General features: G+C 36.0%; 12 protein-coding genes and 1 pseudogene. 1 reads left to right on the top strand and 12 read right to left on the bottom strand.

Translation table 11 applies throughout. The annotated features are described in order from the left end of the window. Positions 1-10 precede the first annotated feature (10 nt). Complete coding sequence (locus J2S74_RS15950) at positions 11-931, bottom strand: ROK family protein (RefSeq protein ID WP_307327119.1); 921 nt, start codon at positions 929-931, stop codon at positions 11-13. Between the two features lie 388 nt (positions 932-1,319). Next, positions 1,320-2,318 (bottom strand): LacI family DNA-binding transcriptional regulator, encoded by a 999-nt coding sequence (locus J2S74_RS15945; protein ID WP_307327117.1) that lies wholly within the window; start codon positions 2,316-2,318, stop codon positions 1,320-1,322. Between the two features lie 1,145 nt (positions 2,319-3,463). Between J2S74_RS15945 and J2S74_RS15940 the strand changes: the two genes are divergently transcribed. Next, positions 3,464-4,462 carry a DUF3231 family protein gene (locus J2S74_RS15940; RefSeq protein ID WP_307327115.1) on the top strand — a complete coding sequence of 333 codons (999 nt, stop codon included), beginning with the start codon at positions 3,464-3,466 and terminating at the stop codon, positions 4,460-4,462. A 316-nt stretch (positions 4,463-4,778) separates the two neighbouring features. Here J2S74_RS15940 and J2S74_RS15935 read toward each other — a convergent pair whose 3' ends face one another. The 10 genes and pseudogenes from J2S74_RS15935 to J2S74_RS15895 all read right to left on the bottom strand — a co-directional run bounded on the left by J2S74_RS15935 (position 4,779) and on the right by J2S74_RS15895 (position 15,098). Continuing rightward, the gene (locus J2S74_RS15935; RefSeq protein ID WP_307327114.1) at positions 4,779-5,468 is read right to left on the bottom strand and encodes a copper homeostasis protein CutC; all 690 of its coding nucleotides are present in this window, start codon (positions 5,466-5,468) and stop codon (positions 4,779-4,781) included. Further along, positions 5,465-5,803, bottom strand: coding sequence for a hypothetical protein (locus J2S74_RS15930; protein ID WP_307327112.1), 339 nt, complete (start codon positions 5,801-5,803; stop codon positions 5,465-5,467). Before J2S74_RS15930 ends, J2S74_RS15935 begins: the two co-directional genes overlap by 4 nt. Positions 5,804-5,821: 18 nt before the next feature. Beyond that, positions 5,822-5,881, bottom strand: a pseudogene (locus J2S74_RS27450) (asparaginase); the annotation flags it as partial. A 182-nt stretch (positions 5,882-6,063) separates the two neighbouring features. Beyond that, complete coding sequence (gene manA, locus J2S74_RS15925; RefSeq protein ID WP_307327110.1) at positions 6,064-7,014, bottom strand: mannose-6-phosphate isomerase, class I; 951 nt, start codon at positions 7,012-7,014, stop codon at positions 6,064-6,066. Positions 7,015-7,090: 76 nt separating this feature from the next. After that, positions 7,091-7,981 (bottom strand): ROK family protein, encoded by an 891-nt coding sequence (locus J2S74_RS15920; RefSeq protein WP_307327108.1) that lies wholly within the window; start codon positions 7,979-7,981, stop codon positions 7,091-7,093. Positions 7,982-8,092: 111 nt separating this feature from the next. Next, a complete protein-coding gene (locus J2S74_RS15915; RefSeq protein ID WP_307327106.1) occupies positions 8,093-9,592 on the bottom strand; it encodes an ABC transporter substrate-binding protein in 1,500 nt (499 codons plus the stop codon). A gap of 118 nt (positions 9,593-9,710) precedes the next feature. Continuing rightward, positions 9,711-10,568 (bottom strand): carbohydrate ABC transporter permease, encoded by an 858-nt coding sequence (locus tag J2S74_RS15910; protein ID WP_307327278.1) that lies wholly within the window; start codon positions 10,566-10,568, stop codon positions 9,711-9,713. A 139-nt stretch (positions 10,569-10,707) separates the two neighbouring features. Continuing rightward, positions 10,708-11,646, bottom strand: coding sequence for an ABC transporter permease (locus J2S74_RS15905; RefSeq protein ID WP_307327104.1), 939 nt, complete (start codon positions 11,644-11,646; stop codon positions 10,708-10,710). Between the two features lie 182 nt (positions 11,647-11,828). Continuing rightward, positions 11,829-13,346: a response regulator transcription factor gene (locus tag J2S74_RS15900; protein ID WP_307327102.1), complete on the bottom strand. Its 1,518-nt coding sequence runs from the start codon at positions 13,344-13,346 to the stop codon at positions 11,829-11,831. 6 nt (positions 13,347-13,352) lie between these two features. Further along, a complete protein-coding gene (locus J2S74_RS15895) occupies positions 13,353-15,098 on the bottom strand; it encodes a sensor histidine kinase (RefSeq protein WP_307327101.1) in 1,746 nt (581 codons plus the stop codon). Between the last annotated feature and the right edge of the window lie 186 nt (positions 15,099-15,284).

Here is a 15,284-nt window from a genome sequence, read left to right as displayed (position 1 = left end):
TAATAGTAGTTCATTTAATTATAGTCTGAGAGAGATTTAGTCCACGCAAACCAGCTCCAATAACACCAGAATTTTCTTTTAAACCACTTATTTGCATTCTGTCTAATACTTGATATTGTCCAAATACTAAGTTATCCCTTAGTGACTCTTTCATTAAATCTAGTAAGAATGGGTTGTGGTTCATAACTCCTCCTCCAAATACAATTCTATGGGGATCAAGTAGACAAACTATTGAGTATATACCATGGGTTAATGAGATAACAATTTCTTTCATGAGTCTTCTTGCTAATAAGTTACCTTTTACGTATTCATCAAAAAAATCCTTTGTAGTCATATTCGGGTTTTGAAAATGCTTTTTCGCTAGTTTCTCAATTGCCAACCCAGACGATGATCTTTCAAGTGTTTCAATTCCACTTTCTGAAAGATTATTTAATACAGATATAAGTCCTATTTCTCCTGCGAATCCAGCTCCTCTAATAACTGAACCTGAATTTATGAATGAACATGCAATTCCAGTACTAACCGTGATATAGACAAAAGATGTATTTTCTTTCATGTCTAATTGTTTCCATTCTGCAAAAGCAGCCATACATACATCATTATCAATTACAATATGCTCAACGGGAAAAATGCTTTTTAGACGTTCTTTAATAGGAAAATTTCTCCAGGGTAAATTGTTTTGAAAAACAGCCAATCCATTCTCTTGATCTACTTTACCTGGAATACCAATTCCCATTCCACATATATCAGCAACAGGAATAAGTGAATTACTTAGTAAATTTTTTATACATTCAACTACTTGCTCAAACATTTTTTCTTCGTTTTCTGGTTTACTTTTCACTTCTACTCGATTAATTATTTCTCCAGATTGATTAAGAATAGCGGCAGCAATTTTAGTACCACCTATATCTATTCCTAAAGCATATTCCATAAATTCACCCCATTTCTTAATAATCTAATGTTCCATTACCGCCCCCTTAATTTCGGTAAGGTAAAAAATTTATTAAATTTATTACCTAATTTATTTAATAATAACATTGAGGTGGTTCTTAAGTCTACTGAAAATTTACTTTTTTCTAAAAAATATATAGTAAAGTATTTATTAAACAAAACTAACTAACTAGAGCCATTAGAGTTAGTCATACTATCTATCTACATCTCCTCCCCCTCCATATTTCATTCTATATAATTTAGTAAATAAGTTACTTGTTACTAAGTGCCGTATTTTGTTAAATCCTGAACAGAACAAAAAAAACTCTACTAACTCGTTTTCGTTAGTAGAGTTTTTTATTACTTTTCATTAATCTATTCATGGATAATTATTTAGCTTTTACACTTTCTCGAATCATTAACTTCGTTGAGATTACTATTTTTTTGGCGATATTTCTACCTTCCATTCGTTCGATTAACGTATCCACAGCTGTGCCCCCCATTTCTTCCGTGTAAACTTTTACTGTACTTAGTGGGGGATAAACATACTTAGAAACAGACATATCATTTATACCAAAAACACTTACACGATCCGGTACAATAATTTTTTCCTCGTGTAGTGCTCGTAAAGCACCAATTGCCATTACATCACTACTCATAAAAAATGCGGTTGGTAACTTATCTCCTAACTCATTTATCGCTTGCTTCATAAGTTTATAGCCTTCTTCTACAGAAAAAGACCCAATAAACATAAAATTTTCTTGAAATAAACCTTTTTCTTCCATATACTTTATAAACGTCATCTCACGTAAATCATCTATTGGATTAAGTTCATCTTTAAGAAACTCTCGTCCACCAATATATCCAATTTTTTTGTGACCTGATTCAATAAAATAATTGATAATGCTTTTTGTAGCTTTCTCGAAATCAATAACTACTGAATCGAATATATCCTCGTCAGGACTAAAATCAACAAATACAATTAGTGGGTGTATTTTGGATAGGTCATTAACCTGTTTATTACTAAATTTACCAACTGCAATAATTCCTTCTATTTGAGTAGAATCAATTTCATTAATATTATCATAATAGTATATTTCCGGGATCACCTCTAACTGTTTACAGCGTTCATCAATTCCAACCCTGATCGAAAGATAGTAGAGGTCATTCAATTCTTCTTTTTCTGTCATATACCAATGTACAATAGCAATTTTCTGACCAGCAAATTTTTTTGCTGATCTTTTTTGATATGATAACTCTTCTGCTGCTTCAAATATTTTTTTTTTCGTTGCATCAGCAACAGATAATGTTGAATCATAGTTAAGAACACGTGAAACAGTTGCAGGTGAAACACCCGCTTTTTTTGCAATATCTTTAATTGTAGCCACTTAAAACACCCTCAATTCAATTGATCGTATTTAATCATTTAAACCAGTTAATATACTTTTATAGCGTATATATATTTGATTATTCACTTAATTAATAATAATTTCTACTTAAAAGTAGTAGTTTCCTCCCCTAAAACATTATTAAATATTTTAGTAATTATTTTCATATTAACACTATTGATGTACTATGTCTATTTAAAAAAGTACCCTAACATTAAAAAAATACCACAAGTAAACAAAGGTCAATATAATTTGTAAACTATTTCCTTGCTAATGTTACGTATGTTTTGAGTTTAATAAATTTATATCCTTAGTCACTATCGTTGTACAGTCTATTTTAAACTAAGACTAGTAGTAGGGAAACCTATCTAATTATGTTAAATTGGCTCCCCTTAGAACCGTGTTGGAAGTTATCGGGAAGGGGTAGATATTAGTGGCAAACCTAGACAGTCAGCAAACTTCCTCCAAGCTTGTCCTAAACCAACGACTCCCTCCTAGTTTTGATGACATTCCTATACTTTCGATACTTTAATAGCGTTCGTCACCATAACACCTACTTAACGGAATCAAGTTCCCCTTTTTCCTGACAATCACCACAATACAATATCTTTTGACCTAATGCAGCTTAAGTTGGTTTGAAATCTGCACCTGTATGGCGATTTTGAGGGTCCACCCTCATCTTTTTATGCAGCATGATGCACTAGGAAGTTCCACGGGCTACTTTTATGCGCCTTTGTGGGGTACACAATCATCCGCATATTTAAAGATATATGAATAACTCTTAATCGCCATGAACTATCCAAATTAACTTAGTTCTATTACTTTTCTATGCTAATTCCTCTTCACAAGACTTTTCTAATGAGAAATATAGTGAGGTCATCTATAAATTGTTCGAGATGATACATTAATTTGTCCTGATTTATAGTGTTAAATTCCTTGCATGTTAATTGTCTACTACGAATAGAAATCTTTCTTCATATTATTTTTTCACTTTTTTCATTCTGTCTTAGGAACCAACCTTTTGGTGGAAAACCGTAACAGTTGTCTTAGAGTTGAGTATCAATTCTCTTCCATTCAAAATTGAGTATAAAATAACTAAAAGAAAAAAATAATAAACCAAATAATAAATTGTTGGAGGATACAGAATGGAGAAAAATGTAAAGTTATCGTCAACTGAGATAGCTGCTTTATGGACGGTATACATGCAAGACAGTGCTTTTCGATGTTTCCTCAAACACTTTCTGAACACTGTGCAGGATGAAGAAATAAAGCCTATTTTACAACTATCTTTAGATGAAACGGAGAGCCATTTAGAGAAAATATCCAACATATTTAAGGAAGAAAATTTTCCAATTCCAAGTGGTTTTTCCGACGATGATATAGACTTGACTGCTCCTTCCTTATTTAATGACTCCTTTGCATTAAGTTTTGTCTATAGCAACGCTGCAATTGGTTTAATGGGTTATGGAAAATTAACTGCAACAATTGCTCGAAAGGATGTTTTAGAATTTTTCTCGAATTGTTTAATGGGAGTAAATAATTTATACAAAAAATCAGTAAATCTAATGTTATCTAAAGGAATTTATGACCGCCCTCCAACTATTCCATATCCTAATAAAGTTGATTTTATAGATGACAAATCTTTTTTAACAGGTTGGCTTGGGAAACGTAGACCAATAAATGTAATAGAACTTACCGAGCTCTTTTTCAATATAGAAAGAAACTTTTTTGGTGTGGTGGTATTAACAGGGTTCAGTCAAGTTGTGGAAGATAAAGAAATAAGGGAGTATTTTATAAAAGGAAAGGATTTTGCTGAGAAACAAGCAGCTATATTAAATGAAATTTTAAAAGAAGAGGATTTACTGGGTACGACTCCTGTTGGTATGGAAGTAACTGATTCCACAACAGCTCCATTTTCTGATAAGCTAATGCTATATATGGTCACATCCCTAAACTCAACTGCAATTGGTTTTATGGGATTTGGGTTAGGTACCTCGATGAGAAGAGATTTAGGTGCTCACTATGCTAGAATTATGATGGAAATTATGAAGTTTTCAGAGGATGGAGCTAATCTTATGATAAACAGGAATTGGTTGGAACAACCACCTCAAGCACCTAATCGAGACTCCTTAGTTAATCATTAATTACAAAGTTTCTTTAACTACACAGCCTATAGTTTGTCAAACATTTTTCAATAAAAATATAATACATCATGTTATACTAAAAATGTGATGCTAAAAAACCTTCCATTAACTTATAATTGGAAGGTTTTTTCTTATTTAGTGAAAAAGCTTATTAGACAATATATTGGAAAGTAGTTTTTATCTTTAATATTGCATAATTTTATCAAAGAATGGAACCAACTTCACTTTTTTTTTCCCTTCTTCCTAATAATTATGAAAAGCTATTTCAAGTACCTTCTACCTTATAATAAAGGGTAAGAAACTTCGATTAGAAGGTTTATTTTCCGCTTATAATTTCTATCATGTTACGAACGTTTTCTGCATCCACTCGCTCATTATAATTTCTAGAAACCCTTGCCCCAGAGCCAATGTGATATTCACTGGCATTAAGTGAAGCATGGAGCATTGGTAGCGTATCTATATTAATTCCAGATCCCGGCATTACGATGGGTCCATTTTTTTCCTTCTGTATGTCGATCAGCCTTTTCAAGTAATCGATGCCTTCACTTGCTACTGGCTTACCACCAGATGTCAGTACTCTTTTTATGTTTGGATAGTTTATTAGTTGGGAATATAGTTCAATCGGGTCCTTTGCTTCATCGATTGCACGATGAAATGTAATTGGTAAATCTCCCACTTTATTAACTACTTCACTAAGTAGTATTTCATCTAATTTATTGTCCATAGTTAATGCACCAAAAACAATGCCAGCCGCTGCCTCTTCCTTCACTACGGAGATTCCTTCAAAAATTTCTAATTTGTCCAAGGGAGAATAAACAAAGTTATTTGAATGTGGTCTAATCATTATATAAACAGATATGGAAACAGAGGAACAAACCTCAGCAATTGTTTTTCTTGTCGGTGTTAACCCACCACTATTAATAGAAGATACAAGCTCTAAACGGCTCGCACCGGCTTCCTCAGCTTGTATAGCAGATTCTTTGTCTAGTACAATTATTTCAATCATAGGGAATCAACACCTTCTCTAATGTAATAACCTCCAACTGGAATTCCTGAATCATTATATCTGATTTGTGGAAATTTACTTCGTAATCTATTTATTGTATCGGTATTGGAATACTTTATTTTGTTCAATAAGTAGATGATGATATTTAGCCAAACGTCTTCAGTAAGGGGAAGGTCTTCTACTTGCTCTGGACATACAAATTTCAAATAGGTGAGTGCCAAATTATAAAGTGGAATGCAGTAGGTACGCCGCAACCATTGCTCGCACTCAGCTAATATTTTTATAATGTTTTTAATTTGAATTTGCAGTGGGTGAGTTAAATCTCCATAACCCATTCGCTCCCACCCGTGCAATCAAACAGCGGCTATCATGCCTGCATGCTTCCCTGAACAATTATGAAATAAAGCGTTGTTTGTTTATATTACTCCATAGAAGAGCTTCTTTATCAGGAAGACAACTCTAAAAATAGTTTAGCTTTCCCTCCTCCAAACTATCGTGCTTCATTTTCTTCCCTCCATGTGAAGTGAAAGGATTATCCTTTAACTTTACATGGAGGGGATATGGTTCTATACAGCTACGCCATGGTTGAAGATATTTACAAATGAGAAACGATTATTTCAAGTTCCCCTTTTAATGTGATGTTTTCTATATAATCAGGTAGTATAAAATGGTCACCTTTTTTTATTGGGAATATTTCCTCTTCTATAAGTAACTTGCCTTCACCACCGATAACACTACATAATAGAAAAGGTTCTTCTTTTGTATGGCTATATGATTCTTTTACAGACCATTTATGAACAGTGAAGTATTCACTTTCTACAAAAGTAGTTTTTATCGAGTCTTCATGCCTTTGTTGTTCATGCTTATTATCTACTTGTTTAAATGGGACGTTTATAACATCTATCGCTTTATTTAAGTGTAACTCCCTTAACGCCCCATTTTCATCTTCTCTTTCATAATCATATACTCTATAAGTCGTGTCTGAACTCTGCTGTACTTCCAATACCAAAGTTCCTTCACACAATGCATGGACGGTACCACTTGGAACGAAGTAGAAATCTCCTGGCTTTATTGGTACATAATTCAGTAGGCTTTCCCACCTCTTTTCCTCAATCATTTTCATTAGCTCAGCCTTTGTCTGGGCACGGTGTCCATAAACTATCTTTGCATCCTCTTTGCAATCAATAATGTACCAGCATTCTGTCTTCCCCAACTCGCCATTCTCATTATACATTGCATACGCATCATCAGGGTGTACCTGCACAGATAAATCTTTATTTGCATCCAAGATTTTAACAAGTAAAGGAAAAACTTCACCTGTTGGGTTACCAAATAATCCACGCCTTTCCTTCCATAGCTTCTCTATAGTCCACCCCTTATAGACTCCATTTTTGACAACACTCTGTCCATGGGGATGCCCGGATATAGCCCAGCATTCTCCTGTTATATTACTGTTAATAGAATAACCAAAGTTATCCTTCAGAGCCTTTCCACCCCATATCCGTTCTTTAAAAACAGGTTCTAAAAACAATGGTTCAAGTATCATAACCTACTCCTTTAATATAAAATACGTATAAAAATTTACAAGAAACCTTATTGTGACTCTTCCCCCCTAGGGCCTTTTAAGTATTTACTGGCCCCTCACTACTTTTTATCGCGTATCCGTGGATTGCCAGGGCTAATGCCCCCATAATCCCTTGATTATCGTTGAGCGAAGGGGGGACGATATACTCCTCCATTTTTTCAATGGTAATATAATCATTAAGTAACTTTGCAAGTTGCTCTCGAATAATTGGATAGAGTGTCTGTTGCTTCATAACTCCGCCACCAAGAATGATTTTTTCCGGACCCAGAATTAATGAATAACTCATGATTGCTTGGGCTAAATAATAGCCCTCCAGTTCCCAGACTTCCTTTTCATGTCCCAATTCTTTTCCTTTCCGTTTATACCTGGCTTCGATGGAACTGCCTGATGCTAACCCTTCTAAACAGTCTTTATGGTAAGGACAGCTCCCTTCGAAAGTATCATTTTTATGGCGAGGTACATGAATATGTCCCATTTCAGGATGGTTCCATGCGTTTAATACCTCACCCATATTTACAAAGCCTGCTCCGATGCCCGTTCCAACCGTAATGTACAAACAACTGTTGGCATTCTTTGCCGATCCCCAGCGATATTCCCCAAGTGCTGCCGTATTGACATCGGTACTAATGAAAGTTGGCACCTTATATCTCTTTGCGAATGCTTCATAAATATTAAAGTTCTTCCATGAAAGCTTCGGTGTATTCAATATTTCCCCATAGTTTTCTTTGTCTTTATTTAATTCGATCGGGCCGAAACTACCGATTCCAATGGCCGTTAAATGATAGTTATCAAAAAAAGAGTAAATTGTGGACAAGGTAGTTTGAGGTTCCTCTGTTGGAAGTGTGATTTTGTCAATAATCTTCCCTTCCTGATCTCCCACTGCACATACAAATTTTGTGCCTCCTGCCTCAACAGCTCCATAAAACATGTTCATCCCTCCATATAATTAGAAAGGTACCCGAAATTGAATTTGGGTACCTTTCGTCTTGCATCTTACAGCTGTCTCATCATTCATAAATGGAATCATCTAATAATCGAATTATTGATTTGCTTTCCATTCATCGTATTGACTTTGAATTTCATCTAATACTTTTTGCATTCCAGCTTCATACAATTTCTCATTAAATAACGGAATATATTCTTCTGGGTCCACCGCACCTTTTAGTAATGCAGGTGAGAATTCACTTGTAACGTTACTGATTGCTGCGATCTCTGTACGAACAGGGTTAGAGTCAAAGTAGAACCCTAATGCTGGTGATGGAATGGAATTTTCGTTAAACTCTTCGAAAGCTTCCCATTTATCTGCTGGATCATCTTCGTATAACTTCAGAATCAACTGGTTTCCGATTGCAAAGCTCGGCATGTTATATCTTTCCACACGTGCAGGTAAGTCTTTGATCGTACCATCAGGATTCTCTTCGTAGTGAACCCCTTCGATTCCTTTGTCAAGTAAGTTTCTTAAATAAGGATCCGAATTTAATAAGTTCAAGAACATCATAGCCCGCTCAGGGTTCTTTGAGGTGACTGAAATTGCCTGCATAGAACCTGTTACTGAGTTATTAAATACATATGGCTCATGAAGAGGTCGGGTTACGATTTCATATCCCGCAGACCTGGACCAAATTAATTCTGCATATGGCTGATAAAGTTCTTTTCGAACAAACCAGTTTGGTGTTTCTAACGGCCAAGAGTCTGTGCTTGTTGCAGCATCTGGACGGATATAACCTTTTTTATAGTAATCGTGCATTACTTTTAATGTTTCCATCGTAACTTCTTCTTCATATTTATTAACTACTTCATCTGTATTCCCGTCTAATCTGAAAGCAAAAGGCATTTCCTCTTGAAGGATAGAATCAAACGGAAGATACGCATCAAATGTTGCGATCGGTGTTACGTCTGTTTCATTTTCCTTAATGACTGCCAATAATGGCTCTAAGTCAGCTAAAGAGTTAACTGTTGAAATATCTAAATTATGTTTTTCCACTAGTTCATTATTAAAAGACAATACCGCTTGTTGGCCTACTTCTTTATTCGTAGGAACAGCATAAAGTTTTCCGTCAATTTGCGCTCCTTCTAGGAATGCAGGATCGATTAATTCTTTCATTTCTTGACCGTATTGGTCCATTAAGTCATTTAATTCCACAAAAGCACCACGTCGTGCATTTAAAGCGTAGTTGTTAGCCCAAGAGCTTGTAAATGCAATGTCATACTCTTCCCCGGAAGTGGTAATTACTTGCATTCTGTCGTTAAATTCCCCCCAGTCCAGTAACCTTAGGTCAATCGTTGCATTAATTTTTTCTTGCGTATACGCATTAACCTCTTCTAGAACTTTATTAAGATCAGGCTGAGGTGTACCAATCAAGTACCAAACTAACGTAACATCGTCCAATTCCGATTCTGTTGTACTTTCCGCAGCTTGTTCACCACTATCTTCATTATTTGAAGGTGATGAATTTGTTTGTGAGTCTTCATTGCCACATGCGGTTAGAACACTCACAAGACCAAAAAGAATGGCTACTAGTAAAATAACTTTTTTCATTTTCTTCCCCCGTTTCTTCTCTACTTGCTGATTTTATTTATCAAAAAGGGAATGTATTACAACATAGAATGGAGTTTTAAACCTTCCCTTTGAGACCAACCTTAAGTAAAACCTACTTCTACTCCTTCACACTTCCAATCGTTAATCCTTTAACAAAATACTTTTGGAAAAATGGATAAGATAATGCGATCGGCAGCGTAGCAATAACGACCATTGCCATTCTAGCTGAATCCTGTGGTATCGAAGCTAAAATGGAACCGTTTTGACTGGATAGCATCGCATTTTGTCGAATAAAATCTAAGTTATTTTCAATCCTCATTAATAGAGACTGTAATGGGACTAAACTAGGGTTATCTATAAATAGCAAAGCGTTAAACCAGTCATTCCAATAGGCTAGCGTATTAAATAACGCGATCGTTGCAATACCTGGAACAGCTAGTGGTAATACAATCGTTAAAAAGATACGAAACTCCCCTGCCCCGTCAATTCGTGCCGATTCGAGAATCGCCTCCGGAACAGATCGCTGGAAAAATGTCCTCATTATAATGATATAAAAGGCATTTACCGTCATTGGCAATATTAGTGCCCAAATGGAGTTTTTCAATCCTAAGAATTGTGTCATCACAATGTAAAATGGTACCATTCCGCCACTAAATAGCATTGTGAAAAAGGCGATGAATGTAAATTGCTTTCGATACAAAAATTGTTTCCTTGATATGGCGTAAGCGTACAAGGCTATTACAGATACACTGATAATCGTACCAACAATCGTGACAAAGAGTGTCACCCCGTAGGCTCGAAAGATTTGTGACCTTACCTGCCATAAATATTGATAGGCTTCTAAGCTCCATGCTTCCGGTATTAATCGGTAACCATACATCGAAAGTGATTGTTCACTCGACAAGGAAATAATAATAACGTAAATGAATGGAAAGATACATAGAAACGCAAAGGATCCAAGTAAAATGTGCATCATTACACTCGTCTTGCCTGAAAAACCATACGGATTATACTTTTTCTTTTTCCTTAGCGGAAGGGTTTTATTAAGTTTCGCTGACTCTGCTGCTTTTGGTGGGATATCCAACTTTTTCACTCTCCTTCCACCTGATTATTCTTTAGAATAGTGCATTGTCTTCGTCAATTTTTCTAACGATATAATTCGTTAGTAAGATTAAGATGAATCCCACGGTCGCCTGATATAACCCTGCTGCGGTACTCATTCCAATATCGCCCATAGTCATGAGACCACGATAAACGTACGTATCGATAACGTTTGTCACTGGATACAATGGTCCAGAATCCCGTGGAATCTGATAGAACAACCCGAAGTCTGCACTGAAGATACTTCCTATATTTAAAATAGTTAGAATGATAATTAGCGGCATGATCATTGGGATTGTAATTCGCCAAATTTGTTGCCACTTGCTTGCCCCATCAATCATTGCTGCTTCGTAATAGGCTCTGTCGATCCCTACAATAGCAGCAAGGTAAACAATACTTCCAAATCCTACACCCTTCCATTGACTAATTGCCACAAGGAAATATGGCCAATAGCCGGGTTCGTTATACCAAGAGACTGGATCCATATTGAACATCTCTAGAACACTGTTAAACAACCCCCGGTCTACACTCAGAAAAGCGAATACAAAATAACTCACAACCACCCAGGATAAAAAGTGAGGAAATAACATCCCAGTTTGATAAATTTTAGCAAGTTTTTGCTTCGTTAATTCACTTAAGATAATCGCAACAGCAACCGCTAATATAAGTCCTAAAACAATAAAGACTAAATTATATAAAACCGTATTCCTTGTGATGATATAAGCATCGTTTGTACCGAATAAAAACCTGAAGTTTTCAAACCCAACCCAGTCACTATGATAAACACTAGCGAAAAATCCATCTGGATGGAATCTGAAATCCTTAAACGCCATGACTTGTCCAAACATCGGAATGTACTTCATGACGATGAGCCAGACAAATCCAGGTAGTACCATGAAAAGCCAGATTTGATTATCGTATAAGTTTTTTCCAAATTTCTTTAAGCGCTGCATTTTCTTCCCCCTTCCAAGTCTGACTTCGTTAACCTAATTTAATTATATGAAACCCCTTTCAAATACTAAAGTTGATATATCTTAGATTTACTGGCTAAAATAAATACACATAAAATTATTATAGGTATACAAAAGAAGAGGGTAACTCAAAGGTCATGTTTACCTTATGAGTTACCCTCCTATCATTGTTTTTCTTTTCTCCACTCGGAAGGAGTAACCCCCTCCAACTTTTTAAACTGTTTATAAAAATAAGCAGAGTCCGTATATCCCACTTTTTTCCCGATTGTCCCTGCTTTTTCGTGGGAATGAAGAAGTAATTTCTTCGCCTTTTCAATCCTTAGCTTATTTAAATATTTCGTAAAGGAGCAATTTACCTCCTTTTGAAACAGTTGCCCTAAATAAATAGAATTAATATGAAAGCTGTTACCTAATGTTTTAAGAGACATCTCTTCTGATAGGTTCTGATGAATAAAATTCAACACGGTTTGTATTATAGGGCTATATTCCTGATGTTGCTGTGAATAATTCATATCCATCATTTCGATGCATTTTTCCACTAGTTCCAAGGCATCCGTTAATTCTTCAATATATAAAATTTGGTTTAATGTCTCCACGTATATCTCATAGTCAATATGCAACGAGAATTTGTTTTTCAATTGGAAAAAGAACTCCAATAAAACACTCTTCATGAGTAAGGGCCGCTCCTGTTCCAACATGGATAACGTTTGTTTCATGGAGGCTTTCACCGCTTCATAGTCTTGATTGGCTAGTTGCTCCATGATTTCGTGAGTCACATAGTTACTGGAGTACTTTTTCGAATGCTCATATCCTTCCGACGCACTGTACAATTGCTCTGCAAGACGATGATCTTTTTCCGGGAGCAGCATCTTTAATTCGCTTGCCATTTCTAATTCCCGATACAAATCCTGAATTTGACTTAAGTCACTGATTTTTTTACTGTGAACAAAAACATAGTCTTCTATTTTTTCCGTCGAGTCTATTAGACGTCGTAACTTGTCCACTTCCTCTTCCCAGCACTCTGGAGATTCCTTTAACCACAAGAACAGAAAATCACCAGAGGGAGTGATAACGGTTACAATATTTCCTTCCCGTTCAAAGGTTTTCCGCCACGTTTGCCACTCTTCTTCATTCTGTTCGTCAACATCCACTTTCAATAACCCCATCCATAATGGGGGGACTACTTTCAGCTCAGGATAAAAAGACATCCGCTGTCTTAACGCTTCATAACTCATTTTGCCAACGATCCAGCGCCAGATGGAGTGATCCCTTAAGACTAAAACTGACTCCTCTTCCAGCACCGCTTGTTTAATTTTTTCTTTGACATGTTGGAGAGAAGAAATTAATTCTTCTTCCTTGATAGGTTTCAAAAGATAGTTTTCAATCCCTAAATGCAATCCCTCTTTCACCAATCCGAACTCCTGGAAACCAGATAAGACGATCACCTTCGTATTTTTCTGTTCTTCTCGTAAGCGTCGAATGAGTTGCAAGCCCGTCATCTCTGGCATCTTTATATCTGTTATCAACACATCAAAGGAAACTTCTTTCCTGGACTTCTCTAACGCCTCTAAACCATTCCTCGCCGTTGCAACCACTTGAAATCCAAGTGATTCCCAATCAATAATATTTCTCAAACCTTCCAGAATTAACGGTTCATCATCTACTAGCATTACGCTTATCATAAATCGTCACCTCTCTATAACGGGTAATCCTACCGTTACTACTGTTTTCACCCCTGGAGTACTCTCTATCGTTACCCCGTAATCTTGCCCATATTTTAGCTTGATCCGTTGATTTACATTGGCTAACCCGATCGAATTGGAAGAACTCTCTCCCCCAGCCAGCTTGTGTTTAATCCGCTCTAATTTCTCTTCACTAATTCCATTGCCATTATCCTCGATTTCAATCCATAAGATGTCTTGCTTCTTCCTCATCTTTATTTCGAGCCTGTTGTCATTACTGTTTTGTTTAAAGCCATGGATTAAGAAATTTTCAATCAGAGGCTGTAAAATAAAGGACGGTGTTAAATAATGGTTCAGACCTTCACTCCCCTCAAAACGACTCGTTAGTTGCCCTGGAAATCTGATCTTAAACAATTCGATATATTGATGAGCATGATTTTGTTCCTCTTCCAATGTGACTAATTCTGTCGTTTTTAAGGAATGACGGAACAATTCAGATAGCTGAACAATCATCTTCGCAGTCGTTCGGCCACCTTCTGATAATGATTTCATTCTGATTGCTTCTAACGTATTGTATAAGAAGTGGGGATTGATTTGTGCCTGAAGACTGGCAAGCTCCGCCTCTTTTTGTTTTATCTTCGATGTATACACTTTATTAATGTAATTATTTAATTCATCCAATGTCTCATTAAATGTCTCCGAAATAACACTTAAGTCATCATTTCCTTTCCCTGTATCGATCTTTATATTTAAATTCCCTTCTTGAACTTCACGCATTTTAGTGACAATCTGGTCTACCCGCTTTGAATGTCCCCTAAGGGAAAAATAAGGCAATGCAATGGCAAGCAAGGTTAAAACCATAATGAGAGATAGAATGGTAATTTTATAAGTAAATAAAGATGCTAACTCATTTCTAGGGATAATTGCTGTAACCATTAATTCACTGACTGGCTCCACGGAAGATTGTATATAATACAGATCATCTAACTTAAGTTCTTTTTGCACGGTACCATAATTTATTGCCTCTATTATGTCATCTGCTACATCTCCGTTCGAAAAATACACATTCATATTTTCATCTGTTACGAGAAAGGTACCTTGTACCGTTTCTTCTCTAAGGGAGAGGATCCGTTCCAAATTTTCGTAAGTAAAGTAGACGGATAAAGTACCTAAACGCTCTAATGAGATGGGGTCATTTATCTGTTCACGAACCGTATAAAAGAAGGAACTTCCATGCCCAGAGGAATTATCATATTCCATCTCCATCTCCTTTTTCGTACTTTCTCTCCAGCGACCGTGATTAAATAAGTAGGCATATTCTGTTCCGAGAGTCTCATTTTTTATTTCAAGGGCAACGACCGTGTCATCTCTCGAAAAATAATTTTTGACGTAAATATCAAAGTTGTACGGTACAAAGGAATCACTATTGGCAAACTTATCGAGCCTGTATCCAATATACTCTTCATAATCATGCTGCAGGGCGAATGCCAAATCCTGTATTAAATCTTTCTCAAGATATAAATTACGAACACCTTGGGATACAAATTGATGTTTCCCATGAAAATCTGATTTTATTTCATCTATAATAGTTCCATGTTTATCAATCTCTCTCTGAACGATAAAGTCCGAATAATACTCAGAGAGAAACACAAATAAACTGACCATCGTTAGGAATATGATCGTGGAATAGGTGAAAAACACACGGTGAAATAGCCTGCTACTTATTTTTCGGATAAAACTTAATGTTTTCATGCTTCCTTCTCCTAACATATAAATGAAAAGGGAAAGAGGCTGGGACAAAAGTATTTTTACTAATAAGAAATCCGAACAAACTAGATGTAGGTGCAATCTACCCGCTTCGGAAATATACTTCGCTTTCCGCGGGCGTCTACGTATATTTCCTCCGCTAAGGTAGTGTGTTGTTCGTATTTCCGATTA

This window comes from Evansella vedderi (assembly GCF_030813435.1).
GTDB lineage: Bacteria > Bacillota > Bacilli > Bacillales > Salisediminibacteriaceae > Evansella > Evansella vedderi.
This window is presented reverse-complemented; position numbering and strand designations above follow the sequence as displayed.